At 65.8% G+C, this 24,604-nt stretch carries 24 protein-coding genes; 16 read left to right on the top strand and 8 right to left on the bottom strand.

What is annotated here, in order from left to right; all coding sequences use genetic code 11:
- Positions 1-14: 14 nt before the first annotated feature.
- The gene (locus MY55_RS18385) at positions 15-1,667 is read right to left on the bottom strand and encodes a M61 family metallopeptidase (RefSeq protein ID WP_244270697.1); all 1,653 of its coding nucleotides are present in this window, start codon (positions 1,665-1,667) and stop codon (positions 15-17) included.
- A 596-nt stretch (positions 1,668-2,263) separates the two neighbouring features.
- Here MY55_RS18385 and ccoN point away from each other — a divergent pair.
- The 6 genes from ccoN to MY55_RS18355 all read left to right on the top strand — a co-directional run bounded on the left by ccoN (position 2,264) and on the right by MY55_RS18355 (position 7,532).
- A complete protein-coding gene (ccoN, locus tag MY55_RS18380) occupies positions 2,264-3,688 on the top strand; it encodes a cytochrome-c oxidase, cbb3-type subunit I (RefSeq protein ID WP_043575681.1) in 1,425 nt (474 codons plus the stop codon).
- Positions 3,689-3,706: 18 nt separating this feature from the next.
- Positions 3,707-4,321: a cytochrome-c oxidase, cbb3-type subunit II gene (gene ccoO, locus MY55_RS18375; protein WP_043575683.1), complete on the top strand. Its 615-nt coding sequence runs from the start codon at positions 3,707-3,709 to the stop codon at positions 4,319-4,321.
- A 3-nt stretch (positions 4,322-4,324) separates the two neighbouring features.
- Positions 4,325-4,516 (top strand): cbb3-type cytochrome oxidase subunit 3, encoded by a 192-nt coding sequence (locus MY55_RS18370; protein ID WP_043575686.1) that lies wholly within the window; start codon positions 4,325-4,327, stop codon positions 4,514-4,516.
- The gene (gene ccoP / locus MY55_RS18365) at positions 4,513-5,442 is read left to right on the top strand and encodes a cytochrome-c oxidase, cbb3-type subunit III (protein WP_043575688.1); all 930 of its coding nucleotides are present in this window, start codon (positions 4,513-4,515) and stop codon (positions 5,440-5,442) included. Before MY55_RS18370 ends, ccoP begins: the two co-directional genes overlap by 4 nt.
- Positions 5,443-5,564: 122 nt before the next feature.
- Positions 5,565-6,998: a cytochrome c oxidase accessory protein CcoG gene (gene ccoG, locus MY55_RS18360; RefSeq protein WP_043575690.1), complete on the top strand. Its 1,434-nt coding sequence runs from the start codon at positions 5,565-5,567 to the stop codon at positions 6,996-6,998.
- Between the two features lie 3 nt (positions 6,999-7,001).
- The gene (locus MY55_RS18355) at positions 7,002-7,532 is read left to right on the top strand and encodes a FixH family protein (RefSeq protein ID WP_043575692.1); all 531 of its coding nucleotides are present in this window, start codon (positions 7,002-7,004) and stop codon (positions 7,530-7,532) included.
- 37 nt (positions 7,533-7,569) lie between these two features.
- Here the strand turns inward: MY55_RS18355 and MY55_RS18350 are convergent, their stop codons facing one another.
- Complete coding sequence (locus MY55_RS18350; RefSeq protein ID WP_065202856.1) at positions 7,570-8,775, bottom strand: MFS transporter; 1,206 nt, start codon at positions 8,773-8,775, stop codon at positions 7,570-7,572.
- 90 nt (positions 8,776-8,865) lie between these two features.
- On the opposite strand from MY55_RS18350, the gene MY55_RS18345 reads away from it, so the two are divergent.
- On the top strand, positions 8,866-10,542 hold the full coding sequence (locus tag MY55_RS18345) for an SgrR family transcriptional regulator (protein ID WP_043575696.1): 1,677 nt from the start codon (positions 8,866-8,868) through the stop codon (positions 10,540-10,542).
- Positions 10,543-10,548: 6 nt separating this feature from the next.
- Here MY55_RS18345 and MY55_RS18340 read toward each other — a convergent pair whose 3' ends face one another.
- Positions 10,549-10,893 carry a hypothetical protein gene (locus MY55_RS18340; RefSeq protein WP_047237856.1) on the bottom strand — a complete coding sequence of 115 codons (345 nt, stop codon included), beginning with the start codon at positions 10,891-10,893 and terminating at the stop codon, positions 10,549-10,551.
- Positions 10,893-11,369: a YbaK/prolyl-tRNA synthetase associated domain-containing protein gene (locus MY55_RS18335; protein WP_065202855.1), complete on the bottom strand. Its 477-nt coding sequence runs from the start codon at positions 11,367-11,369 to the stop codon at positions 10,893-10,895. Before MY55_RS18335 ends, MY55_RS18340 begins: the two co-directional genes overlap by 1 nt.
- A gap of 150 nt (positions 11,370-11,519) precedes the next feature.
- Between MY55_RS18335 and MY55_RS18330 the strand changes: the two genes are divergently transcribed.
- Together MY55_RS18330 and MY55_RS18325 are read left to right on the top strand one after the other, a co-directional pair.
- On the top strand, positions 11,520-12,095 hold the full coding sequence (locus MY55_RS18330; protein WP_047237858.1) for a class I SAM-dependent methyltransferase: 576 nt from the start codon (positions 11,520-11,522) through the stop codon (positions 12,093-12,095).
- A gap of 122 nt (positions 12,096-12,217) precedes the next feature.
- Entirely contained in the window at positions 12,218-12,838 is a 621-nt protein-coding gene (locus tag MY55_RS18325) for a glutathione S-transferase family protein (RefSeq protein WP_047237859.1), read from the top strand.
- 48 nt (positions 12,839-12,886) lie between these two features.
- Here the strand turns inward: MY55_RS18325 and MY55_RS18320 are convergent, their stop codons facing one another.
- Positions 12,887-14,275 carry a tryptophanase gene (locus MY55_RS18320; protein ID WP_047237860.1) on the bottom strand — a complete coding sequence of 463 codons (1,389 nt, stop codon included), beginning with the start codon at positions 14,273-14,275 and terminating at the stop codon, positions 12,887-12,889.
- A 153-nt stretch (positions 14,276-14,428) separates the two neighbouring features.
- Here MY55_RS18320 and MY55_RS23825 point away from each other — a divergent pair, with 153 nt between their 5' ends.
- The 6 genes from MY55_RS23825 to MY55_RS18295 all read left to right on the top strand — a co-directional run bounded on the left by MY55_RS23825 (position 14,429) and on the right by MY55_RS18295 (position 20,105).
- Complete coding sequence (locus MY55_RS23825) at positions 14,429-14,707, top strand: hypothetical protein (RefSeq protein WP_157889386.1); 279 nt, start codon at positions 14,429-14,431, stop codon at positions 14,705-14,707.
- Between the two features lie 142 nt (positions 14,708-14,849).
- Positions 14,850-16,226, top strand: coding sequence for a peptide MFS transporter (locus MY55_RS18315; protein ID WP_052258088.1), 1,377 nt, complete (start codon positions 14,850-14,852; stop codon positions 16,224-16,226).
- 125 nt (positions 16,227-16,351) lie between these two features.
- Entirely contained in the window at positions 16,352-17,821 is a 1,470-nt protein-coding gene (locus MY55_RS18310) for an ArnT family glycosyltransferase (protein ID WP_047237861.1), read from the top strand.
- A gap of 17 nt (positions 17,822-17,838) precedes the next feature.
- Positions 17,839-18,852: a glycosyltransferase family 2 protein gene (locus MY55_RS18305; RefSeq protein WP_052258089.1), complete on the top strand. Its 1,014-nt coding sequence runs from the start codon at positions 17,839-17,841 to the stop codon at positions 18,850-18,852.
- Positions 18,849-19,238, top strand: coding sequence for a GtrA family protein (locus MY55_RS18300; protein WP_047237862.1), 390 nt, complete (start codon positions 18,849-18,851; stop codon positions 19,236-19,238). Before MY55_RS18305 ends, MY55_RS18300 begins: the two co-directional genes overlap by 4 nt.
- Before the next feature lie 54 nt (positions 19,239-19,292).
- Positions 19,293-20,105 carry a ChbG/HpnK family deacetylase gene (locus MY55_RS18295; RefSeq protein ID WP_047237863.1) on the top strand — a complete coding sequence of 271 codons (813 nt, stop codon included), beginning with the start codon at positions 19,293-19,295 and terminating at the stop codon, positions 20,103-20,105.
- A 7-nt stretch (positions 20,106-20,112) separates the two neighbouring features.
- On the opposite strand, the gene MY55_RS18290 is transcribed toward MY55_RS18295, so the two are convergent.
- Complete coding sequence (locus MY55_RS18290) at positions 20,113-20,787, bottom strand: TIGR01621 family pseudouridine synthase (RefSeq protein WP_065202854.1); 675 nt, start codon at positions 20,785-20,787, stop codon at positions 20,113-20,115.
- Between the two features lie 82 nt (positions 20,788-20,869).
- A complete protein-coding gene (locus tag MY55_RS18285; RefSeq protein ID WP_043575715.1) occupies positions 20,870-21,349 on the bottom strand; it encodes an acyl-CoA thioesterase in 480 nt (159 codons plus the stop codon).
- Positions 21,350-21,445: 96 nt separating this feature from the next.
- Here MY55_RS18285 and MY55_RS24100 point away from each other — a divergent pair, with 96 nt between their 5' ends.
- Positions 21,446-22,153 carry a putative metalloprotease CJM1_0395 family protein gene (locus MY55_RS24100; RefSeq protein WP_052941325.1) on the top strand — a complete coding sequence of 236 codons (708 nt, stop codon included), beginning with the start codon at positions 21,446-21,448 and terminating at the stop codon, positions 22,151-22,153.
- Here the strand turns inward: MY55_RS24100 and MY55_RS18275 are convergent.
- Positions 22,144-24,555 carry a heavy metal translocating P-type ATPase gene (locus tag MY55_RS18275; protein ID WP_167595309.1) on the bottom strand — a complete coding sequence of 804 codons (2,412 nt, stop codon included), beginning with the start codon at positions 24,553-24,555 and terminating at the stop codon, positions 22,144-22,146. The two genes, MY55_RS24100 and MY55_RS18275, sit on opposite strands and share 10 nt — an antisense overlap.
- Positions 24,556-24,604: the final 49 nt, after the last annotated feature.

The raw sequence follows: 24,604 nt of genomic DNA, 5'->3' as shown, positions 1-24,604 counted from the left end.
TCTCTATTTCCGGCTCAACGGCCGGCTATCCACTTGCCGGCCTGCGGCTGCGGCTTGAGGCGGCAGGTATCCGCCGGCGCCGCCTGCAGCGTCAGCTCGAAAGCCATCAGTTCGTCGCGGCGAAAAGCGTGCAGCTTGATCTTGTCGCCGGCCTGGTAGCGGGCGATCTGCTTGTCCAGATCCACGGCGCGCAGCTTGTCCACCGCCACCACCACGTCGCCGCCGGACAGGCCGGCCGCTTGCGCCGCGCCGCCGTCCAGCACATGGGCCAGCTTGACGCCAGCGGCATCGGGCGCGGTCTTGACGCCCAGCGCCAGCGGCGCCGGCTTGGCGGCGAAAGCCTCCACCACGCCGCCGCGGTCGGAGCCGCCTTGCGCCGCCTCGAATTGCAGTTCGATGCCCTGGCTGGCCAGCAGTTCAGCCAGCGGCAGCTCCGCGGTGGAGCGCAGCGCCAGGTCGAAGAAGGGCTTGAGGTCGAGGCCGGTGGTTTCGATGGCGATCTTCTCCCACTCGTCCTCTTCCAGGCCCTTGCCGTCGGCCAGCCACTTGGCCCACAGCGCGCGCATCACGTCGTCCAGCGACTGCTTGCCCTGGCTGTCGCGGCGGATCAGCAGGTCCAGCGCCAAGGCCGCCAGCGAGCCCTTGGTGTAGTAGCTGACGATGCTGTTGGGGCTGTTCTCGTCCTGGCGGTAGTACTTGGTCCACGCTTCGAAGCTGGATTGCTCCAGCGTCTGCTTCATTCTGCCCGCGCCGCGTTGCACGCCGGTGATGGTTTCGGCCAGCAGGCCCAGGTAGCGTTTCTCGTCGATCAGGCCGCTGCGCACCAGCGCCAGGTCGTCGTAGTACGAGGTGATGCCCTCGAACGCCCACAGCAGGCGGGTATGGCCTTCCTGGTTCAGATCATACGGCGCGAAAACCGCCGGCTTCATCCGCTTGACATTCCAGCTGTGGAAATATTCGTGGCTGATCAGGCCCAGCAGTTTCAGGTAGCCGTCGCTGATTTCGGTCGCGCCCGGCGCCGGCAGATCGTCGCGGTTGGCCACCAGCGCGGTGGACGCGCGGTGCTCCAGACCGCCGTAGATGTCCTTGCCGACGAACAGCATGAACACGTAGCGGTCGAACGGCGCCGGCTTGCCGAACATGCCGATCTGGTATTCGCAGATTTTCCTGGTGTCGTCAGCCAGGCGCTTGAGGTCGCCCTGGAAGCGGCCGGACACGACGAATTCGTGCGGCACGCCGCAGGCCTTGAAGCTGACCTTGTGGAAATCGCCCAGCTCCACCGGGTGGTCTATCAATTCGTCATAGCTGGACGCCTGGTAGCGGCCGAAGCCGGATTTCTTCTTCACGTCGGCGGCCGGCAGGCTGGTGGCCACTTTCCATTCAGCATAAGACTTGCCTTCCGGCGCATGGATATCCACGCTGCAGGCGTCGTTCTCGTAGCCTTCCGCCGCCAGGAACACGCTGGTGCCGTTGAAGAAGCCGCGCTCGCTGTCGAGGTAGGCGCCGCGCACCGACAGATCGTAGGCGTAAACCTGATAGCTCAGCGTCAGCGGCCCCTTGACCGGGTCGGCCTGCCAGCGGTTTTTCGCCAATTGCCGCAAAGCCACCGGCTTGCCGGCCGACGCGGCGGACAAACCGCTAATGTGCTTGGAAAACTCGCGAATCATATAACTGCCGGGAATCCACGCCGGCAAAAAAACACCTGGCCGTTCTTGGCCGGGTGCGTCACGGTAAGGCTCACTTCAAACAGGTGCGCGGCCGGCGAAACCGGGCGCAGCGAATAATGCACGGGTAGGGACTGGGTCATGATCGGCCTGCAAGCGTTGCAAAACTTGATGATTCTAGCATTACCGCGGATTTCGCGGCGTCACTCGTGCTGCATTGATCCATGTCAATGAGCGTTGCCGACAGGACAATACAATTGCATGAGTGGCAACATGAACTGTTCACATTGCTACCCTTGAAACATCGCGCGTAAGACATGCAGGGACCGATCCATGCCGGCTATGCAACTGGCTCGCATATGGCAATTGATTTAGAATAACGGCATTGTTCGAGTGGAAATTTGGTGCTGTCGGAAAGGCTGGCGAAATGCTAATACAGACATCAAAGCCTATCAGTACAGGTCAAGCACCTGGTTCAACTTTGAAATAGATCGGTTCCCCGCGGCTGACTTCTTCTCTGCAGATTGGGATGCGGGGAAAAAGTTCAAGTCGCCACGGTTTGTCATGTTCTGAGTTAGCAACCTTGGAGAAAACCTTAAATGGAAACGCAATCCACTTATAACTATAAGGTGGTGCGCCAATTTGCCATCATGACCGTAGTTTGGGGCATAGTCGGCATGTTGGTGGGCGTCATCATTGCGGCCCAGCTGGTATGGCCCGAGCTCAATTTCGGGCCCTGGTTCCACTTCGGCCGCCTGCGCCCGCTGCACACCAACGCCGTGATCTTCGCCTTCGGCGGCTGCGGCCTGTTCGCCACTTCCTATTACGTGGTGCAGCGCACCTGTAACGTCCGCCTGATTTCCGACAAGCTGGCCGCCTTCACCTTCTGGGCCTGGCAGCTGGTCATCGTGCTGGCCGCCATCACCCTGCCGCTGGGCTTCACCTTCGGCAAGGAATACGCCGAACTCGAATGGCCGATCAAGCTGCTGATCGCCGTCACCTGGGTGGTGTACGCGATCGTGTTCTTCGGCACCATCGCCATCCGCAAGGTCAAGCACATCTACGTGGCCAACTGGTTCTACGGCGCCTTCATCCTGGCGGTGGCGCTGCTGCACATCGTCAATTCCGCCTTCGTGCCGGTGACGCTGTGGAAGTCCTATTCGGTCTACTCCGGCGCCGTCGACGCGATGGTGCAGTGGTGGTACGGCCACAACGCGGTGGGCTTCTTCCTGACCGCCGCCTTCCTCGGCATGATGTACTACTTCGTGCCCAAGCAGGCCGGCCGCCCGGTTTACTCCTACCGCCTGTCCGTGGTGCACTTCTGGGCGCTGATCTTCACCTATATGTGGGCCGGTCCGCACCACCTGCACTACACCGCCCTGCCGGACTGGACCCAATCGGTCGGCATGGTGTTTTCGCTGGTGCTGCTGGCGCCGTCCTGGGGCGGCATGATCAACGGCATCATGACGCTGTCCGGCGCCTGGCATAAGCTGCGCACCGACCCGGTGCTGAAATTCCTGGTGGTGTCGCTGTCGTTCTACGGCATGTCCACCTTCGAAGGCCCGATGATGTCGATCAAGACCGTCAACGCCTTGTCCCACTACACCGACTGGACCATCGGCCACGTGCACTCCGGCGCGCTGGGCTGGGTGGGCTTCATCACCATCGGCTCGATGTACTACCTGATTCCGCGCCTGTTCGGCCGCGATTCCATGCACAGCGTCAAGCTGATCGAAGCCCACTTCTGGCTGGCCACCGTCGGCGTGGTGCTGTACATCGCCGCGCTGTGGATTTCCGGCGTGACCCAGGGCCTGATGTGGCGCGCGCTGAACCCGGACGGCACGCTGACCTATGCCTTCGTCGAAGCGGTGAAAGCCACCTACCCCTACCACTTCGTGCGCTTCCTGGGCGGCGCCCTGTACCTGTCCGGCATGCTGCTGATGGCTTACAACACCTTCCGCACCGTCTCCTCCGGCCGCGCCGTGGATGCCAAGATTCCGGCCCTCACCGCTGAAGCCCACTAAGAAGGCGAAGGAAAAATCATGGACAAAATCCAGAAACTGATCGAAGAACACGTGGGCTGGCTGATCGTGCTGACCCTGCTGGTGGTAAGCGTGGCGGGCCTGGTGGAAATCCTGCCGCTGGCGTTCCAGAAATCCGTCACCGAGCCTGTCGCCGGCGTCAAGCCCTACACCGCGCTGCAGCTGGCCGGCCGCGACATCTACGTGCGCGAAGGCTGCTACAACTGCCACTCGCAGATGATCCGCCCGTTCCGCGCCGAAACCGAACGCTACGGCCACTACTCGGTGGCCGGGGAGTCGGTTTACGACCACCCGTTCCAATGGGGCTCCAAGCGCACCGGCCCCGACCTCGCCCGCGTGGGCGGCCGCTATTCCGACGAATGGCACCGCGTGCACCTGAACAACCCGCGCGACGTGGTGCCGGAGTCCAATATGCCGGCCTTCCCATGGCTGGCCAAAAACCTGGTAGACGCCGAGGTGATGCCGCTGAAGATGGAGGCGCTGCGCAAAGTGGGCGTGCCGTACAGCGACAAGGACATCGCCGAGGCCAAGGCTCAGGTCGAGGGCAAATCCGAAATGGATGCGCTGGTCGCTTACCTGCAAGGCCTGGGCCTTGCGCTGACGAATAAGCGCTGAGCCATGGACTGGGTTACGTTAGGACGTTCGCTGTTCACCGTGGTCTGCTTCGCGTTCTTCATCGTGGTGCTGATCATCGCCTACAGCAAACGCTCCAAAGGCCGCTATGAGGAGGCAGCCAACCTGCCCTTCCTCGACGACGACAAGGTGCAGGAAGCCGGCCAGGAGCAGGCTTCCAACGGAGCAAGAAAATGAATCAATACCTGAGTGATTTCTGGAGCATCTGGATTTCCGTGATCGTGCTGGGGGGATTGATCTGGCTGACCCTGCTGGTGTTCACCCAGTCCAAGACCACGGTCAAGAAGGGGGAAGAAGTCGAAATCACCGGCCACGTCTGGGATGGCGACCTGGCCGAGTACAACAATCCGCTGCCGCGCTGGTGGATGCTGATGTTCTACATCACGCTGCTGTTCGCCATCGTCTACCTGGTGCTGTACCCGGGGCTGGGCAACTTCAAGGGCCTGTTCGGCTGGACATCGGTGGATCAGTACACGGTGGAGCGCAACAAGGCCGAAGCCAAATACCGCCCGCTGTACGACAAGTACCTGAAACAGGACCTGAAAACGGTGGCCGCCGACCCGCAGGCGCAGGAAATGGGCAAACGCCTGTTCCAGACCTACTGCGTGCAGTGCCACGGCGCCGACGCGCGCGGCGCCAAGGGCTTCCCCAACCTGGTGAACCATGACTGGCTGTACGGCGGCGAACCGGCCACCATCAAGACCACCATCATGGGCGGCCGCCACGGCCAGATGCCGGCCTGGGGCGCGACGCTGGGCGAGGAAAAGGTCAAGGACGTGGCCAACTACGTGCTGTCGATCTCGGCCAAAGCCCGCAAGTACGACGCCGAACGCGCCAGCCGCGGCAAGGAAACCTTCGCCGCGCTGTGCTCGGTCTGCCACGGCGTGGACGGCAAGGGCAAGCAGGAAATGGGCGCGCCCAACCTGACCCACCCATCCGGCAGCTGGCTGTACGGCGGCACCGAGAAGGCCATCATCGAAACCATCACCAATGGCCGCAACGGCCAGATGCCCGCCTGGAAAGACTTCCTCGGCGAAGGCAAGGTCCACCTGCTGGCCGCCTACGTCTGGAGCCTGTCCAACAACCCCAAAGCCCCGCAATAAGCCGGGTCTAGGCGCCGTCCGCCCGCGCGGACGGCGTTTCCCGACCCGCCTCCCCACCCCCAGAGGCTTTGGCAGAGCGCATCGCACGGTGAGCTTCGCCAAGTCCTCTTCAGGAACGCGACATGTCAGACTCGTTGAAGAAAATCCCGATCAAGGTTGAAAACAGCGGCCAGGACACCGCCACCGTCTCGCTGTACGAGGCTCAGAAGAAAATCTACCCGCGCGCGGTCAAAGGCGTGTTCAACAACCTCCGCATCCTGTTCGTCGTCGGCACCCAGCTGCTGTACCTCGGCCTGCCCTGGCTGCAATGGAACGGCCGCCAGGCGGTATTCTTCGACATGGTCGGCCGCAAATTCTACCTGTTCGGCCTCACCATCTGGCCGCAGGACTTCGTCTATCTCGCCGCGCTGCTGATGTGCTGCGCCTTCGGCCTGTTTACCTGGACCACCATCGCCGGCCGGCTGTGGTGCGGCTATTCCTGTCCGCAAACGGTGTACACCGAGATCATGCTGTGGATAGAGCAATGGGTGGAGGGCGACCGCGGCAAGCGCATGAAGCTGGACGCCGCGCCGATGAGCCTGGCCAAATTCCGGCTGAAGTTCACCAAGCATTTCATCATGCTGGCATTCTCGCTGTGGACCGGCTTCACGCTAGTCGGCTATTTCACGCCGATACGCAGCCTGGTGGCCGCCATTCCCAGCTTCGGCTACGGACCGTGGGAAACCTTCTGGATGTTCTTCTACGGCGGCTTCACCTATCTGTTCGCGGTATTCATGCGCGAGCAAGTGTGCAAATACATGTGCCCGTACGCCCGTTTCCAGAGCGTGATGTTCGACGCAGACACCCTGATCATCTCCTACGACGAGGCCCGCGGCGAACCGCGCGGCTCGCGCAAGAAAGGCGCCGATCCAAAAGAGCAGGGCCTGGGCGACTGCATCAACTGCAGCATCTGCGTGCAGGTGTGCCCGGTGGGCATCGATATCCGCAACGGCCTGCAATACGAGTGCATAGGCTGCGCCGCCTGCATCGACGCCTGCGACGACGTGATGGACAAGATGAGCTACCCGCGCGGCCTGATCCGCTATACCACGGAAAACGCGCTGGAAGGCAAATATCCGGAAAAAGCCATCCCCTCGCGGCTGAAACGCCCGCGCGTGGTGCTGTACAGCCTGGTGTTGCTCATCATATTTACCGCCGCCATCACCTCGCTGGCGCTGCGCAAGCCGTTCAAGGTGGACATCATCCGCGACCGCGCCTCGCTGGTGCGCGAAACCGACGAGGGCTGGCTGGAGAACACCTATATCGTCAAGATCATCAACACCACGGAACAAAGCCAGCGCTTCCGCATCACAGCCGAAGGCCTGCCCGGCATCCGCGCCAAGGCGGAAAAGCCGGAAATCCGCGTCGACGCCACCCAGACCGAAGCCGTCACCGTCCACGTGGAGGCCGACCCGCAGTACGCGACCAAGGGCAGCCACCCGATCCGCTTCGCCATCCAGTCCATCAACAACCCTTCCCTGCGCGTGGAAGAGAAGTCCAGCTTCATCGGAGAGTAAGACATGCAACACACCGCCCACCCGCCCCGCCCCTGGTACCGCGAACCCTGGCCGTGGATCCTGTTCGGCATCCCGCTGGTCTCCATCATCGTCGGCATCGGCTTCCTCGCCGCCGCCATCAAGTCGGACGACGGCCTGGTGACCGACGACTACTACAAGAAGGGCAAGGCCATCAATATGGAGCTGCGGCGCGACAAGGCCGCCGCGCGGATGGGGCTGACCGCGCAATTGATGCTGGGCAGCGACGGCCGCAGCCTGCGCCTGGTCACCAGCAGCAAGGCGCCGCTGCCAGACACCATCGCGCTGAGCATGATCCACCCGGCGCAGGACGACTACGACCTGTCCGCCGAAATGACGCTGGCCGGCCCCAATCTGTACCAGGGCATCCTGCCCAAGACGCCGGTCATCGCCAACCACTGGTACATCCAGCTGGAAGACCACGCCAAGACCTGGCGCATCCAGGGCGAGTGGAAGCCCGGCGAAGGCCCGATGGTGCAGCTGGGCCAGCCCAAGCTGGAGCCGGCCGCCAATTAAGCGCCGGGCGGACCGCCCGCCAGCGGGCCGTCGGCGCTCAGACCAGCGTCCTTACCCGGCTCAGCCCGCACAATAGCGCCGCCCCCGCCTGCCAGACCGCCGTCGCCAGCATCAAATCCCGCAGCGGCATGTCCGCCGACAGCGCGCCGCCCAAAACCAGCGCCAGCGGCATCAGCAGCTTGAACAAGGAACCGGTCAGGCCGGACACCCGGCCGATCAGCGCCGTCGGCGTCGCCTCCTGGCGGTAGCTCCACACGCCGACATTGCCGCACACCACCGCGAAGCTCTGCAGCGCCATCGCCGCCGCCAGCCAGCGCAGATCGCCAAGCCACGCCTGCGCCGCCATGCCGGCCGCCTCCAACAGCAAAGCCAGGCAGATCATCCGCCCCAGGCCCAGCGCCTTGCGCACCCGCGCCACGCACAAGCCCGCCGCGATGCCGCCCGCGCCGGCGCAGCCGAACAGCAGCCCCAACTGGCCGGGCGAAAAACCCAGCTGGTCGCGGGCGCGGAACAGAAACAACACCTCGGCGACGCCTGCCGCGCCATTGGCCAGCACCACCACCCAGCTCAGCTGCCACAACGCCGGATTGCCGCGCAGCGCCCGCCAGCCGGCGGCCAATTCCGCCCCAAAACGCCGCTCGCCGGCCTGTCCCCGCCCTGGCGCCGGCACCCTGGCCATCAGCAGCGCCGACAACAAAAACATCAGCGCCGGCACGCCCAGGCTCCAATGCGGACGCGCCCAGGCGATCAACAGTCCGGACAACACCGGACCGCTGACGGCGAACACGTCGAACAAGCTGCCCAGATAACCATTGGCCTGCACCAGCTGCGCCGGCGGCACGCTCTCCTTCACCAGCGCCATCCGGCAGATGGCGGTCACGTAGTTGCACAGCATCACGCAAAAGGTCAGCGGATAGAACAGCCATGCGGCCATCCAGCCGCCGGCCAGCGCCAGCGCGCAAACGCCCAGCAGCGCGGCCATCGCCAGCAAGGCGCGCTGCGCCCAGCGGCGGCGGCATACCCGGTCCACCCACACGCCGATCACCGCCGCCAGCAGCAGATTGGGCAAAAACTCCACCGCGCGCAGATTGCTCATCGCCGCCAGCGAATGGGTCAGCTCGTACAGGATCAAGGGCAGGGCCAGCTGATAGATCTGGCCGCCCAGCGCCAGCAGCGCGGTGGAAGCGAACAGGCCGGCGAACACCGGCTGCCGCCATAAAGAAAGGGAAGAAACCGCGGACATGCGCGCTCCATGACATTTGACAGAAGCGGCAGTATCCGGCACAAAAGCGGGAATAAAAATGGAACAAATCAAAACCATTCCTCCCCTTTTATGCGCCTGCTCCAACACTACCAGCGACTGAGCCTGGCCTACCCCGCCCACGACGGCCCGGCGCGGCTGGCCGACATCGCCGCCGCCCTGCATTGCAGCCCGCGCCACGCCCGCGAACTGCTACAGAGCATGGCGGATAACGGCTGGCTGCGATGGCAGCCCGGCCAGGGGCGCGGCCATGCGTCGCGGCTGCGGCTGCTGGCGCCGGCCAGCCAGCTTGAAAGGGAAGCGGCGCGCGGGTTCCTGGCCAACGGCGACATCGAAAAAGCGATGCGGCTGCTGCCCGCCGCCGCGCGCCGCCAAATCACCGAATTGCTGCCGGCCTATCTCGGCGTCGCCCCGTCCGAACCGCAGACGCTGCGCCTGCCCTTCTACCGGCCGCTGCACAGCCTGGACCCGGTCCAGATCAACCGCCGCACCGAGTGCCACCTGATCCGCCAGATTTTCGACGGACTCACGCGCTACGACCGCGCGCGGGGGCAAATCGTCCCGGCGCTGTCTCATCATTGGCGCCATGACGGCGAATGGCGAAACTGGCGCTTCCATCTGCGCCCCGGCGTCGTTTTCCACAACGGCCGCGCGCTGGATGGCGAAGACGTCCGCCAGACGCTGCTGCGGCTGCGCGACGAGGCCGGCCCGCATCAGCGCCTGTTCGCGCATCTGGCTGATGTGAACCTGCCGGCGCCGCTGACCGTCCACATCCGCCTGACCCGCCCCGATGCTTTGTTGCCGCGGCGGCTGGCCGACAGCGCCGCCTCCATCCTGCCGCGGGAATGCTGGCCGCAAGCCGATTTCGGCCGCTTCCCCATCGGCACCGGCGCATTCCGGCTGGAAGCCAACAACGACTATCGCGCCACGCTGCGCGCCTTCGACCGCCACTGGAAGGAAAGGCCGCTGCTGGACGCGGTGGATATCTGGGTGGTGGACGATCCCGAGGTGAAGGCCAGGCTGGACGCGCGCTTCTGCCATCCCGGCGAACCGGGCGGCCAACCGTCGCTGCGCCGGCTGGAGGCTGGCTGCAGCTATCTGGCGGCGAATCCGGCCCGGCTGGACTCTGTTCAACGGCGGGCGCTGGCCGACTGGCTGCATCCGGCCGTCTGGCAGGCCCCGCTGCCCGGCGAAGCGGCGCTGGGCATGCTGCCGCAATGGCGGCACCGGCCGGCGCCCATCCAGCCGCCGGCGCCTCGGCTGCCGGCGACGCTGCGGCTGGCCACCTACCAGTTGCCCGACCATATCGAGCTGGCCGAGGCGGTGGCGCGCCGGTTGCGGGACGCCGGCTGCCGCATCGAGCTGACGGTGATGCCCTACCCCGACTTCGCCCGCTGCGACTGGCTGGACGGCGCCGACCTGCTGCTAAGCGGCGAAGCGATGGCCGACGACGTGGATTTCGGCGTCTATCAATGGCTGTGCCAGGACGCCGGCTACCACTGCTGGCTGGAAGCGGCGGCCCGGCACAGAATGCGCGCGGCGGAACAACAACTGGCGATGGAGCCGGACGCCGAACGGCGCTGGCAGGGCTATGAGGCGCTGGCGCGCGCGCTGGTGGCGGAAGCCAGCCTGATTCCGCTGCGCCACCATGAACAGGCGATGGCGTTCGCGCCGCAATTGCAGGACGTCACGCTGGCGCAGTGCGGCTGGATGGATTTCGACCAGGCCTGGCTGGCCGCGCCGGATTGAGCCGACTCAGATCGACAGGTCCGCGTGGTAGCGCAGCCAGAAAGCCTCGCGGCAGCCGTTGTCGAAACTCTTGCGCATCGGCTCTATCCCGGGCGAGCCGCCCAGCTCCAATACTTCATAGGTAATCCAGCTCTCGGCGCAGACCAGCTCGCTGGGGTAATCGTCCACCTCTATGCTGCGGCGGATCGCCACGCCGTTGTCGAAGCGGTACACCCGCTCCCGCAGCGTCACCTCGCAGTCGGCCTCGCGCCAGCTGTCCTGCTTATCTTCGCGGCCGACGATGCGCTCGGCGCCGGCGCCGCCCATGATCGCCCGCGCGTAGCCGGCCAGCGGCTCGCTCGCGCCGGCCATCAGGCGCTCTCCTTGCGGATGTCGGCCAGCAGCGGTTGCGCGAGCCGGCGGTAATCGTCGCCGTTCAGCACGATGGACGCGTCCAGCCGGCCGGCGTTGAACGCGATCTCCGAATAACGCGCCAGCAGCTGCGGATCCACCACCAGCCGGATGACCGGGCTGAAGCTGAACGGCGGAATCGAGCCGATCACGCAGCCGGTGGCCGCTTCGGCCTCGGCCGCGTCCGCCAGCTTCACCTTGCGCGCGCCGATGGCGGCGGCCACCTTGGCGAAATCCACCCGTTCGTCGCCAGGCAGCACCGCCAGCACGAATTGGCCGGTCTGATCCGCCACCTTGCACAGCATCGCCTTGGCCCCCTGACCCGCCTCGGTGCCGCGGACATCGGCCACCTTGCGCGAATTGCCCTCGGCCGGATGCTCGATCACCCGGTAGCGGGCGCCCCCAGCCGTCAACAGCTGCCGCAAACGTTCAAACATGCCTGCCCTCCCTTCGCCGGGCCACGCCCGGCTCATTGTCCAGATGATGGTGCCGGCAGCTGGCATCCGCAAGCCGGCCGCCGCGAAATTTTGCCGGCGGCCTCGGCCGCGGCTACACTGCCAATCACCCCGACTCCAGCGGTAATCGGCATGCTCAAACTCAATCTCGGCTGCGGCCACGACCGGCGCCCCGGCTTCCTCAACGTCGACTCCCAGGCGGCCTGCCACCCCGATCTGGTGGCGGATCTGGAACAGTTTCCCTGGCCCTGGGACGACAACTCGGTGGACGAGATCCTGATGAGCCATGTGCTGGAACACCTGGGCGCCAGCAGCGCAACCTATCTCGGCATCATCAAGGAGCTGTACCGGGTATGCGCGCCCGGCGCGCTGGTCACCATCATCGTGCCGCACCCGCGCAGCGACAACTACCTGGCCGACCCCACCCATGTGCGCCCCATCACCGCGGCCGGCCTGCACATGTTCAACCAGGAGCTGAACCGGCAATGGATGGCCGAAGGCAGCTCCAACACGCCGCTCGGCGTTTACCTGGGCGTGGATTGGGTGATGGAGTCATCGGACGTGAAGATTCTGGAGCCCTGGGCCACCCGCTTCAACAGCGGCCAGGTCAATGAAGGCGACATCAGCATGGCGGTGCAGAACTTCTTCAATGTGATAGGCGAATGCACCTTCCACATGCGCATCCGCAAACCCGCCACCGCCATTTGACACCCTCCCGCGCGCTTGCCGCCCCTCGCCCGGCCATGCATCATGCATGAACGGCGCGCGCCGGCTCCCTCTCCGGCCATGTCCGCTCCCGCCGCAATCTCCGCACAGAAAGGCGCCAGTCCATGTCGAAAGAGCTTGTCTTCTATACCAACCCGCAATCGCGGGCCAATATCGTGCACTGGATGCTGGAGGAGGTGGGCGCGCCCTACCGCCCGGTGCTGCTGGAATACGGCGCCGCGATGAAGGCGCCCGAATACCTGGCCGTCAACCCGATGGGCAAGGTGCCGGCCATCCGCCATGGCGAACAGATCGTCACCGAAGGCGCGGCCATCTGCGCCTATCTCGCCGACGCCTTCCCCGAGGCCGGCCTGGCCCCGGCTCCGGCGGCGCGCGGCGACTACTACCGCTGGCTGTTTTTCGTCGCCAGCTGCGTCGAACACGCCTGGACCAACCAGGCCGCCGGCTTCATCCCCAGCGCGGAGCAGCAGCGGATGTTCGGCTACGGCTCCTACGAGGCGACGATGGACACCCTGGCCAAGGCGGTGGCCGGCCGCCGCTACCTGGCCGGCGACCGTTTTTCCGCCGCCGACGTGTATGTCGGCCGCACCATAGGCTATGGCATCGAGTTCGGCAATATGCGCGACAGGCCGGAGCTGGTCGCCTACTGGAACGGCCTGAAGGATCGCCCCGCCCTGCTGCGCGCCAGCGAACAGGCCGAGCGCTGGCAAGCGCAGCAGCCGTAAGCTTTGCCCGACGGCGACGGCCTCGGCCGCCGCCTCTGCCAATCCGCGCTACGCCGGCCTCAGCCGCGCCATGAAGTGGCGCAGTATCGGCGGCTCGTAATCGAACGCCAGCCCGCGCACTTCGGCGGCGCGCCGCTTCACCTCCACCAGGCAGTCGGCGATGTAGTCCATATGGTCGTTGGTGTAGACCCGGCGCGGCACCGTCAGCCGCATCAATTCGAACGGCGACGGCTCCTGCAAGCCGCTAGCCGGGTTGCGGCCCAGCAGCAAGGAACCGATCTCCACCGCCCTCACCCCGCCCTCCAGATACAGCTCGCAGGCCAACGCATGCGCCGGAAAGCGCTCGGCCGGGATGTGCGGCAGCAGGCGCGCGGCGTCGACGAACACCGCGTGCCCGCCGGTCGGGGTCTGGATCGGCACCCCGCCTTCGCGCAGCCGCTCTCCCAGATACGCCACCTGGCCGATGCGGTAGCCGAGAAAGGCGTCGTCCATCCCCTCCCGCAGCCCTATCGCCAATGCCTCCATGTCGCGGCCGGCCAGGCCGCCGTAAGTGACGAAGCCCTCCATCGGCACGCAGTTCACCTGCACCGCGCGGAACAGCGCCTCGTCGTCCTTGAAGCAGCACAAGCCGCCCATGTTCACCAACGCGTCCTTCTTGGCCGACATGGTGAACATGTCGCCATGCGAAAACATCTCGCGCACGATGGCGGCGATGCTGCTGCCGGCGTAGGCCGGGTCGCGCTCGCGGATGAACCAGGCGTTTTCGGCGAAGCGCGCGGCGTCGATGACCAGCGGAATGCCGTGCTCGCGCGCCAGCTTCCCCACCGCGCGGATATTGTCCATCGCCACCGGCTGGCCGCCGGCGCTGTTGCAGGTGATGGTGACGATGATGCCGGCGACATTGGCGGCGCCCTCATCGGCGATGATCGCCGCCAGGCGCGGCACGTCGAAGTTGCCCTTCCAGTCGTAAGGCGCGGCGGTGTCCAGCGCTTGCGGCGTCAGCACATTGACCGCCCGCGCGCCGGCCAGCTCGACGTGGGCCTTGGTGGTGTCGAAATGATAATTGGACAGGAATAGCGGCCGCGCGCCGCGGCAACGCTTGACCAATTCCGGGAAAAGGATCTGTTCGGCGCCGCGCCCCTGGTGGGTGGGGATGGTGTGGGCGTAGCCGAACAACTCCCGCACGGTGTCGGCCAGGCGGAAAAAACTGCGGCTGCCGGCATAGGCTTCGTCGCCGGTCATCAGGCCGGCCCATTGCCGGTCTGACATCGCGCCGGTGCCGCTATCGGTCAGCAGGTCGATGTACACGTCTTCGGAGCGGAGCAAAAAGGGATTCCAGCCGGCGGCGTCCAGCGCTTGGCGGCGGTATTGCGGAGTGGTCTGGTGGATGGGCTCCACCATCTTGATGCGGTAGGGCTCGGGAATGCGTCGTGCCATGGTGCGTCTCCTTGCGCGGGCGCGCGGCGGCGCGCGCGGACATCCGCGCTGAAACCGGGGAAAAGGGGAAGACCGGCGAAGGAGCGCTCAGGCGCGCGGAAAGTCGAACGTCAGGATGATGTCGAGGGTGTACCAATTGGGGCGCGGCCCCCCATGCAGGGTCTGCGCCGGGCAAGCAAAGGGCGGAATATTCATCGCTGCGCCTTGGGCCGTTGGCGGAAAACCGGCCCTAATCGAGCGGGCCTGTCAGCCCAAGATAGCCGCGCCGCGACAGACATTCAACCGTGGAATATCGATACAGAAAAGGTATTGACCAATCAATTGTATACAGTAAACGATAGCCATCATGAAGAAAAAGCATGGCAACCAATTAAATCGCCCAATAAAAATCATCAAAAAAACAAGGCAAATGCTCTAATTATTACAATGTAATTAACAATTCGCTAAAAAAATTTTCACATCTCAACATTTAGTCGATATGATCGTGCGCTGCCTACAAAATCCAAGGCATACATAAAAAACAACAACACCGCTCGTTGAGGCGATGTCTCAAGTCACACAAGGAAAAATCTCTATGTCGACACAATCGCATCCCAAGGGGCTCTACCTGCTCTTTGTGACCGAGATGTGGGAGCGCTTCAGCTACTACGGCATGCGCGCCATCTTCACGCTCTACATGATCAAGGCTCTGCTGTTCGACAAGGCCCATGCCTCGGACATCTACGGCACCTACACCGGCCTGGTCTACCTGACGCCGCTGGTGGGCGGCTACATCGCCGACCGCTACTGGGGCAACCGCCGCTCCATCCTGCTGGGCGGCGTGCTGATGGCCATCGGCCAGTTCATGCTGTTCTTCTCCGGCTCGCTGCATGAGACCAACGTCGGCGCCGCCTCCTGGCTGCTGTACGGCGGCCTGGGCTTCCTGATCGCCGGCAACGGCCTGTTCAAGCCGAACATCTCGTCGATGGTGGGCCAGCTGTACGCGCCGGGCGACAAACGCGTCGACTCCGCTTTCACCATCTTCTATATGGGCATCAACGCCGGCTCGCTGTTCGCGCCGCTGGTGTGCGGCACCCTGGGCGACACCGGCAACCCGGCCGACTTCAAGTGGGGCTTCATGGCCGCCGGTTGCGGCATGCTGCTGTCGCTGGTCATTTTCAGCCTGTTCAAGAACCAGTATCTGGTGACGCCGGAAGGCAAGCCTATCGGCCTGGCGCCGAAGCGCCACCACGACAGCGGCGAAAAAGTGGTGCACGCGCCGCTGACCAGCATCGAGAAACAGCGCCTGGCTGTGATCCTGATCGTGTCCGCCTTCGTGATCTTCTTCTGGTCCGCCTTCGAGCAGGCCGGCGCCTCGCTGACCTTCTTCGCCGAAGAGCAGACCAACCGCAACCTGCTGGGCTACACCGTTCCCGCCTCGTTCTTCCAGTCGATCAACCCGATCTCGGTGGTGCTGTTCGCGCCGCTGTTCGCCTGGATCTGGACCAAGCTGGGCAACAAGGGCATGGAACCCTCGTCGCCGGCCAAGATGGCGCTGGGCCTGTTCTTCCTGGCCATCGGCTACCTGGTGATCGCCTTCGGCGTCGACGGCCTGCAGCCGGGCGTCAAGGTCAGCATGCTGTGGCTGGTCAGCCTGTACATGCTGCACACCTTCGGCGAACTGAGCCTGTCTCCCATCGGCCTGTCGCTGGTGGTGAAACTGTCGCCGGCCCGCTTCACCAGCCTGATGATGGGCATCTGGTTCCTGTCCAACGCCGCCGCCAACAAGTTCGCCGGCACGCTGTCCGAGCTGTATCCGGACCCGGCCAAGCCGGTGCCGCACTTCCTCGGCTACGCGGTCAACAATCTGCACGATTTCTTCATGCTGTTCGTGTTCATGGCCGGCGCCAGCTCGCTGATCCTGTTCGCGCTGTCCTCCGTGCTGAAAAAGATGATGCACGGCCGCCAGTAAGGTATCGCCTGATCGCGCCAACGCCACCTTCGGGTGGCGTTTTGCGTTCCGGCGCGGGGCAGACGCCGGGCCCGCTCTGTGATAGCCTTGCGCCGGAACAATCGCGCTCTGAAACAAGACTCTGGATGAAAAACGCTGCAAGCTCCAATTGGCGGAAACACGCCGTTTACGCGCTGATCGCCCTGCTGTTGATACGCCTCGCGGCGCTGTGGGCCATTCCGCTGACCGACACCACCGAGGCGCGCTACGCCGAAATCGCCCGCAAGATGCTGGAAACCGGCAACTGGGTGACGCCGCTGCACGACTACGGCGTGCCGTTCTGGGCCAAGCCGCCGCTGTCCACCTGGCTGTCGGCGGCCAGCATGGGGCTGTTCGGCGTCAATGAATTCGCCGCCCGCCTGCCGGCGCTGCTGCTGGCGCTGGGCGCGCTGTGGCTGACCGCCGGCCTGATGCGCCGCCGCGGCGGCGACGAAGCCGCCACCGCCGCCGCGCTGCTGCTGGGCGGCGGCCTGCTGTTCTACGGCGCCGCCGGCACCGTGATGACCGACCCATCGCTGCTGTTCTGCGTCACGCTGAGCCAGGTCGCCTTCTGGCATGCGCTGCACGGCGGCGGCAAGGCCTGGCGCTACGCCTTCTTCGTCGGCCTTGGGCTTGGCCTCCTGGCCAAGGGGCCGCTGGACGTGGTGCTGGTGGGCATGCCCATCTTCTTCTGGGTGCTGATCCGCAACGAATGGAAACGGCTATGGACCGAGCTGCCGTGGATCTCTGGCACGCTGCTGGCCGCCGCCATCGCCCTGCCCTGGTATGTCTGGGCTGAAATCCGCACCCCGGGCTTCCTCAACTACTTCATCATGGGCGAACACGTCAGCCGCTTCCTCGACTCCGGCTGGAAAGGCGACAAATACGGCTTCGCCCACGCCACCCCGCGCGGCATGATCTGGCCCTACGCCTTCGGCGCGCTGTTCCCGTGGTCGATCGCCATGCTGGCCTGGCTGGCTAGCCAGGCGCGCCGGCTGCCGGCCATCGTCCGCGCCGGCGAGAACGATGGCTGGCTGCTGTACCTCTCGCTGTGGACGGTGATGACGCTGCTGTTCTTCACCTTGTCCGGCAACATCATTTTCCCGTACTCGCTGCCGATGCTGCCCGGCGCGGCACTGCTGATGGCCGAATTGTGGCGCCGCGGCCGTGGCGAGCGCGCCGGCCGCGCGCTGCCCTGGCTGGCGCTGTCGTCCGGCATTCTGGTGCTGGCCGGCATCGGCCTGCAGCGCTACGATGGCGCCAAATACTTCCGCACCCAGAAACCGGTGATCGCCGCTTGGCAGCAACAAAGCCCCGCGGCCGCCGCCATCCTGATCTACTGGGACAGCCGCCGCGAATTCTCCGCCGAGTTCTACAGCCAGGGCAAAGTACGCACCACCGCCAAACCGGAGGCCCTGGCCGCCTTGCTTGCCGCCCACCCCGGCAGCTTCATCGTCACCGAGCAGCGCGACTACGCCAGCCTGCCGGCCGCGGTCTCCGCCGCTTACGCCAAGGCGGCGGAATTCCCGGTGATGAAGGACCGCATGCTGCTGCTGCGCCCCGCCGCCAGCCGCTGAACGCCCAGGACAGAATCATGACTGACACCCGCAAACCCGGCTTCGTCCCGCCTTACCTGCTGGAACTGCACGCGGCGGAACGCCCGCGCGACCCGCTGGTCAGCTGCATCATCCCGGCCTACAACGAGTCGGAAAACATCGTGCCGATGCTGGAGACGCTGCATCGGCTGCTGACGCAGCATGGCCTGCGCCACGAACTGGTGGTGGTGGACGACGGCAGCCGCGACGACACCGTGCCCAAGGTGCTGGAGGCTGGCCAGCGGCTGCCGGTCACGCTGATACAGCTGTCGCGCAACTTCGGCAAGGAAATCGCGCTCACCGCCGGCATCGACAATATCGCCGGCGACGTGGCGGTGCTGATAGACGGCGACTTCCAGCACCCGCCGGAAATGGTGCCGGTATTCCTGGAAAAATGGCGCCAAGGCTACGATATGGTGTACAGCGTGCGCGCCAACCGCGACAACGAAACCCTGGCCAAGCGCGCCTTCACCCGCGTGTTCTACGCGCTGCTCAACAGCGGCGCGCCGCTGAAAATCCCGGAAAACACCCAGGACTTCCGCGTGCTGGACCGCAGCATCCTCGACGCGCTGCGCCAGATGCCGGAGCGCAACCGCTTCATGAAGGGCCTGTACAACTGGGTGGGCTTCACTCAGCTGGCGATGGAAACCGAAACCCAGGAGCGCCGCGCCGGCAAGAGCAGCTTCAATTTCCGCAGCCTGTTCGGCCTGGGCCTCACCGGTCTCACCGCCTTCTCCAACATGCCGCTGCGGATCTGGACGCTGGTGGGCTGCGTGATTTCCATGCTGTCGATAGGCTACGCGATCTGGGAATTCATCCACACGCTGCTGTACGGCAACCGCGTCAGCGGCTGGCCGACGCTGGCAGTCGCCGTCACCTTCCTCGGCGGTGTGCAGCTGTTGTCGATCGGGATACTGGGCGAATACGTCGGCCGCATCTTCAATGAAGTGAAGGGCCGCCCCACCTACCTGATCAGCCGCATCAGCAAACCGCAGGCCGGGCGCGGCGCATGAGCCGGCAATTGTTCTGGTTCGGCGTGGTAGGGGTGTCGGCGATGCTGCTGCACTTCATGCTGGTGGCGCTGGTGATGGTGCCGCTGGGGCTGCCGCCCTTGGCCGCCAATGTGCTGGCCTTCCTGGCGGCCTTCCAGCTCAGCTACTGGGGCCACCGCCATTTCACCTTCGAGGCGCGCCACGTGCCGCACCGCCAGGCGCTGCCGCGCTTCTTCGGCGTTTCCTGCCTGAGCTTCTGCGTCAACGAGGCGATGTATTTCCTGCTGCTGCGCTTCACCGCGCTGGATTACCGGCTGTCGCTGTGCATCGTGCTGTTCAGCGTGGCGGTGCTCACCTTCGTCCTCGGCAAGCTGTGGGCCTTCGCCGCTTCTCCGCAAACAAATTAACGTCTGGCATGCCGGATCGCTAAACTTTCCGGCCGCCGGACGGTCGTACTGTCCATGACAAAACGATTGACACTCTGCGCCGACGACTTCGCCCAGTCCGGCAGCATCAGCGCCGGCATCCTGCAATTGCTGGACGCCGGCCGCCTGTCCGCCACCAGCGTGATGAGCCAGTCGCCGCACTGGCCGTCGCTGGCGGCCGACCTCAAGGCCCGTTCGCAGCGCGCTGATATAGGCCTGCACTTCAATCTCACCCACAGCTTCGACGCGCCGGCCAAGCCGCTGTCGCACTGGCTGATGAAGAGCCAGCTGCGCCAGTTGTCGCTGCCGGCGCTGCGCGACGAGGCGCTGGTGCAGATCGACCGCTTCGCCGAGCATTTCGGCCGGCTGCCCGACTTCGTCGACGGCCACCAGCACGTGCACGCGCTGCCGGTGATACGCGACGCGCTGTTCGACGCGATACAGCGGCGCTGGCAACAGCTGCCGCTGCCCTATCTGCGCGCGCCGGACAAGCTGGGCCACCCGGGCGACAACCGCCTCAAGTCGCTGATCCTGCGCAGCGTCTGCATCAATTTCGACGAGCAGGCGCAGGAAGCCGGCTTCGCCACCACGCCGTGGTTCGGCGGCATGTATTCGCTGACCCCGCAAGCGGACTTCTCCGGCCTGATGCAAGCTTGGCTGGCGCGCAGCCCGGAACAGGCGCTGATCATGTGCCACCCAGGCCTGCCGGCCAGCGACGCCGACGATCCGATCGCCGCCAGCCGCAGCCGCGAATTCGACTACCTCTCCGGCGACGCCTTCGCCGAGCACTGCCGACAGCACAAAGTGGAGATCGTCCGCTTCCAGCCGGCCGCCGTCGCCGCCGCCTGATCCCGCCTCACGCTCCCGGCCAGCTCAGCGTCCACGGCTCGGCCAGCTCAGCCAGCAAGGCGCGGCAGGCCAGATCGGCGAAACGCTCGCCCTGCGATGGCGGACAGACGAAGCTGAACGCTTCGCCATCCAGCGCGAAGCGCAAGGCGTAGGCGTGCAGATAGCCGCGATCGGCCGCGCCGCCGCCGTACAGAGCGTCGCCCAAGATGGGCGCCCCCTGCGACTTCAGCGCCACCCGCAATTGGTGGGTCTTGCCGGTGCGCGGGCGCAATAAAAACAGCCGGATCCCCGGCTGCACCGAATAACTGAAAAACTGGGTGACCGCCGGATTGTCCTGGCTGGCCAGCAGCCGCCAGGCGCCGCCGCGGCCCTTGGCCATGTCGCCGCTCACCTTGCCCTGCTTCTTCAGCGGCTTGCGGTCGGACAGCGCCAGATAGTATTTCTCCACCTCGCGCCCGGCCAGCGCCTCGCCCAGTTGCCGCGCCGTCTCGGCGGAGCGCGCCACCAGGATCAACCCGGAAGTGATGCGGTCCAGCCGATGCACCGGCCACAGCGCGTCGTCGCCCAAGCCGGCGCGCAGCGCGTCCATCAGGCCGTCCTCTTCGCCTTCGCGGTGGAAGCTGGCGCCGGCGCGCTTGTCGACCAGGTAGAAACGGGGATCTTGGTGTATCAGGGTATACATGGGGGGCAATCGGCCGCGGGAAAACAAACGGCGATTGTAGAGCAGGCGCCGCCGCCGGAACAGCGGGCGGAGCCCGCCGGGATCACGCGATGGCGTCCTTGCGCTGCTGCATCTCGATGCGCAGCTGCTTGCGCATCTCCGCGCCGCGGAAACGGCGCTGCTGGTCCGGCGTGTCCAGCGCCAGCGGCGGCACCGCCACCGCCTTGCCGTCCTCGAACGCCACCATGGTGAAATAGCAGCTGTTGGTATGGCGCTGGCTGCGCTGCTGGATGTTTTCCGCCACCACCTTGATGCCCACCTCCATCGAGGTGCGGCCGACATGGTTGACGCTGGCGAGAAAAGTCACCAGTTCGCCGACATGGATGGCCTGCTTGAACAGCACCTGGTCCACCGACAGCGTCACCACATAACGGCCGGCGTAGCGGCTGGCGCAAGCATAGGCCACCTGGTCCAGCAGCTTCAGCAGCACGCCGCCGTGCACGTTGCCGGAAAAATTGGCCATGTCCGGCGTCATCAACACCGACATCACCAGTTCTCTTTGCCCCTGGGCCTGTTCATTCATGGTCTGCTCCCGCTGTGTACAAGCGGACATTCTGCCACGCCGATTGGAATAGCGGGCAGGCGCTTCTATACTGAAACGACAGAAGGAACGCGTTTCATGTCCATTTCCAGTGTAGCCGGCGGCTCTTCCAGCTACGGAATCAGCATGCATGGCGCCAATTGCCAATGCCCCGCCTGCCAAGCCCTGCGCTCGCAGGCCGCCGCCGTTGCCTCCGCGCCCTCCTCTCCCGCCCAAACCGCCAATGCCGCGGCGCCCGCCGCCGGGGGCCAGGCAGGCGCGGACGCCTCCGGCCAGAATGGCTCCGGCAACGCGAAAAACGCCCAGCAAGCCAATCCAGCCGCGCCGAAGGCGCCGGACGGCAAGCCGCTGAACGATGCGCAACAGAAAGAAGTGGAAGACCTGAAGGCGCGCGATACCGACGTGCGCCGCCATGAGGCCGCCCACCAGGCCGCCGGCGGCGCGCTGGCCGGCGCGGCCAGCTTCACCTACCAACAAGGCCCCGACGGCAAACAGTACGCGATAGGCGGCGAAGTGCCCATCCGCCTGAGCCAGGGCAACACGCCGCAGGAAACCATACAGAACGCCCAAACGGTGCGGGCCGCCGCGCTGGCGCCGTCCGACCCCTCAGGCCAGGACCGCGCGGTGGCGGCCGAAGCCTCGCAGATGGAACAGCAAGCGCGGACGCAGCTGCTGCAGCAGCAGAACGGCAATCAGCATCTCAGCCCGCTGCAGAAAGCCCAGCAAGCCGCCACCCCGGGCGGCAGCCCGCAGGCCAAGGGCGGCAATATCGACACTTACGCCTGAACCCGGCGCGCCAGCCTGAGGCCGTTGGCGATCACGATCAGGCTGGTGCCGACGTCGGCGAACACCGCCATCCACAGGCTGGCCACCCCGGCCAGCGCCAGGCCGAAGAACAGCAGCTTGATGCCCAGCGCGACCGCGATATTGGCCTTCAGCACCCGCGCGGTGCGGCGGGCGTGGGCGATCAGGTCGGCCAGCCGCGACAGCTTGTCGTCCATCAGCGCCACGCCGGCGGTTTCCAGCGCGCTGTCCGAACCGGCCGCTCCCATCGCGATGCCCAGGTCGGCGCGCGCCAGCGCCGGCGCATCGTTGACGCCGTCGCCCACCATAGCCACCTTGCCGCCCTGCTGCAGCCGCTCGATATGGCGCAACTTGTCCTGCGGCAGCAGGCCGCCGTAAGCCGCGCCGATGCCGGTTTGCCTGGCCACCGCCTGTGCCACCTGCGGGCTGTCGCCGCTGAGCATCACCGTTTCCACCCCCATCCGCTTCAGGCGCGCCAGGGTGGCCGCGGCTTCCGGCCGCGCCTGGTCGGCCACCGCCAGCACGCCCAGCGCCTGGCCGCCGTCCAGCAACACCAGCGCGCCCTCGCCGGCCGCGTCCAGCGCCTGCAGCGTCTGCTCCAGCAGCGGCGTCATCGCGCCCTGCTCGTCCGCCAGCCGGCGGCTGCCCAGTTGCAAATGGCGTTCCGCCACCCAGCCGCTGACGCCCCGGCCTATCAGCTCGCTCACCTGGCTGGCGGCCGGCGCGCTCACGCCGCGCGCCGCGGCGGCATCCAGCACCGCGCGCGCCAGCGGGTGGGTGGAATGGCCGTCCAGCGCCGCCGCCCAGGCCAGCACGGTGTCTTCATCCTGGCCGGCCAGCGCCGTCACCCGGGTGACGCGCGGCTCGCCCTGCGTCAGCGTGCCGGTCTTGTCGAGGCAAACCGTGTCGATGCGGGCAGCCATCTCCAGCGGCGCGCCGCCTTTCACCAGCAAGCCGTGGCGCGCGGCCGAAGCCAGCGCGCTGACCACCGTCACCGGCGTGGCGATCACCAGCGCGCACGGGCAGGCGATCACCAGCATCACCAGCGCGCTGTAAATGGCCTGGTGCCAGGGCTGCAGCCCCGACAGCGGCGCGGCGACGGCGAACAGCGCTGCCAAGACCAGCACCACCGGGGTGTAGACCGCGGCGAAGCGGTCGATGAAGCGCTGCGTCGGTGCCTTGGACGCCTGCGCGTCGCGCACGGTGGCGATGATGCGCGCCAGCACCGAGCCGGACGCCGACGCCGTGGTTTCGATTTCCACCACCCCCGCGCCGTTGATGCTGCCGGCGAACACCGCATCCCTGGGTCCCTTGTCCACCGGCAGGCTCTCGCCGGTGATGCTGGCCTCGTTGAAGCTGCTGTGGCCGTCGGCAATGCGGCCGTCCAGCGGCACCCGCTCGCCCGGGCGCACCCGCACCCGGCTGCCCACCGCCACTTCGGCGGCCGCCGTTTCGCGCCAGCCGCCAGCCGCCGCCACCCAGGCGGTTTCCGGCGCCAGCGCCATCAGCGCGCGCACCGCCTCGCCGGCCTTGGCCAGCGACATCGCCTCCAGCCTTTCCGCGATGGCGAACAGGAACAACACCATCGCCGCTTCCGGCCACTGGCCGATCAGCATCGCGCCGATCACGGCGACCGACATCAGGAAATGGATGTTCAGGGTGCGGGTGGACAGCGCGATCCAGCCCTTCTTCAAGGTGGGAATGCCGCCCAGCAGAATGGAGGCCAGCGCCAGCGCGGCCACCACCGGCTTGCCGTCGCCCAGGCTCCAGGCGGCGGCTTCGGCCGCGGCGGCGCTCAGGCCGGATACCAGCAGCAGCAGGTTGGCGCGGCGGCCGTGGCCTTGCGGCGCCAGCATCTTGGCGTCGGCTTCCAACTCCATCGCCTGCATGCCCACCTTGGCGATCGCCCGCTTCACTTCGTCCAGTTGCGGCAGGTCGTGGCGCAGCAGCAACACCCGCTCGATGAAGTTGAACTCCAGCGCCACCACGCCGTCCATGCCGGCCAACGCCTTTTCGATCAGCTTCGCCTCGGTCGGGCAGTCCATCGCCTGGATCTGCAGCCGAGAGCGCATGGCGCCGCGTCCCTGGCCCAATTGCACGCGCGCCGGGGCGGCGTGACCATGGCCATGCGAGCAGCCCGCGGCGTGTTTGTGGTCGTGGTCGTGGGCATGATCATGCGAATCGCCGTGATCGTGGGAACACGCCGCGCCGGGCTGAGGCGCTTGCTTGCCATGATCTTGGCCGCAAGCGCCACCAGCGTGGCCATGCGTCTTGGGTTCCAAAGCCAGCGCGGCTTCGGCCTTGGCCGAGCAGCAATCGCCGCCGTGGGCATGCTGGCGGTTCTGGTGCGGTGCAGCCTTGCGGTAACGCGTCGCGCTTGACATATGCGCCTCCATTGATAGTCTGGGCACATTGCACACCCTGTAGCCACTA

Origin of the sequence: Chromobacterium subtsugae, assembly GCF_001676875.1 — a bacterium.
Taxonomy (GTDB): Bacteria; Pseudomonadota; Gammaproteobacteria; order Burkholderiales; family Chromobacteriaceae; genus Chromobacterium; species Chromobacterium subtsugae.
This window is presented reverse-complemented; position numbering and strand designations above follow the sequence as displayed.

Bases quoted from the DNA above. Each gene is read 5' to 3' on its own strand.
- MY55_RS18385 (WP_244270697.1), bottom strand. From the start codon at position 1,667: ATGATTCGCGAGTTTTCCAAGCACATTAGCGGTTTGTCCGCCGCGTCG.
- ccoN (WP_043575681.1), top strand. From the start codon at position 2,264: ATGGAAACGCAATCCACTTATAACTATAAGGTGGTGCGCCAATTTGCC.
- ccoO (WP_043575683.1), top strand. From the start codon at position 3,707: ATGGACAAAATCCAGAAACTGATCGAAGAACACGTGGGCTGGCTGATC.
- MY55_RS18370 (WP_043575686.1), top strand. From the start codon at position 4,325: ATGGACTGGGTTACGTTAGGACGTTCGCTGTTCACCGTGGTCTGCTTC.
- ccoP (WP_043575688.1), top strand. From the start codon at position 4,513: ATGAATCAATACCTGAGTGATTTCTGGAGCATCTGGATTTCCGTGATC.
- ccoG (WP_043575690.1), top strand. From the start codon at position 5,565: ATGTCAGACTCGTTGAAGAAAATCCCGATCAAGGTTGAAAACAGCGGC.
- MY55_RS18355 (WP_043575692.1), top strand. From the start codon at position 7,002: ATGCAACACACCGCCCACCCGCCCCGCCCCTGGTACCGCGAACCCTGG.
- MY55_RS18350 (WP_065202856.1), bottom strand. From the start codon at position 8,775: ATGTCCGCGGTTTCTTCCCTTTCTTTATGGCGGCAGCCGGTGTTCGCC.
- MY55_RS18345 (WP_043575696.1), top strand. From the start codon at position 8,866: ATGCGCCTGCTCCAACACTACCAGCGACTGAGCCTGGCCTACCCCGCC.
- MY55_RS18340 (WP_047237856.1), bottom strand. From the start codon at position 10,893: ATGGCCGGCGCGAGCGAGCCGCTGGCCGGCTACGCGCGGGCGATCATG.
- MY55_RS18335 (WP_065202855.1), bottom strand. From the start codon at position 11,369: ATGTTTGAACGTTTGCGGCAGCTGTTGACGGCTGGGGGCGCCCGCTAC.
- MY55_RS18330 (WP_047237858.1), top strand. From the start codon at position 11,520: ATGCTCAAACTCAATCTCGGCTGCGGCCACGACCGGCGCCCCGGCTTC.
- MY55_RS18325 (WP_047237859.1), top strand. From the start codon at position 12,218: ATGTCGAAAGAGCTTGTCTTCTATACCAACCCGCAATCGCGGGCCAAT.
- MY55_RS18320 (WP_047237860.1), bottom strand. From the start codon at position 14,275: ATGGCACGACGCATTCCCGAGCCCTACCGCATCAAGATGGTGGAGCCC.
- MY55_RS23825 (WP_157889386.1), top strand. From the start codon at position 14,429: ATGCAGGGTCTGCGCCGGGCAAGCAAAGGGCGGAATATTCATCGCTGC.
- MY55_RS18315 (WP_052258088.1), top strand. From the start codon at position 14,850: ATGTCGACACAATCGCATCCCAAGGGGCTCTACCTGCTCTTTGTGACC.
- MY55_RS18310 (WP_047237861.1), top strand. From the start codon at position 16,352: ATGAAAAACGCTGCAAGCTCCAATTGGCGGAAACACGCCGTTTACGCG.
- MY55_RS18305 (WP_052258089.1), top strand. From the start codon at position 17,839: ATGACTGACACCCGCAAACCCGGCTTCGTCCCGCCTTACCTGCTGGAA.
- MY55_RS18300 (WP_047237862.1), top strand. From the start codon at position 18,849: ATGAGCCGGCAATTGTTCTGGTTCGGCGTGGTAGGGGTGTCGGCGATG.
- MY55_RS18295 (WP_047237863.1), top strand. From the start codon at position 19,293: ATGACAAAACGATTGACACTCTGCGCCGACGACTTCGCCCAGTCCGGC.
- MY55_RS18290 (WP_065202854.1), bottom strand. From the start codon at position 20,787: ATGTATACCCTGATACACCAAGATCCCCGTTTCTACCTGGTCGACAAG.
- MY55_RS18285 (WP_043575715.1), bottom strand. From the start codon at position 21,349: ATGAATGAACAGGCCCAGGGGCAAAGAGAACTGGTGATGTCGGTGTTG.
- MY55_RS24100 (WP_052941325.1), top strand. From the start codon at position 21,446: ATGTCCATTTCCAGTGTAGCCGGCGGCTCTTCCAGCTACGGAATCAGC.
- MY55_RS18275 (WP_167595309.1), bottom strand. From the start codon at position 24,555: ATGTCAAGCGCGACGCGTTACCGCAAGGCTGCACCGCACCAGAACCGC.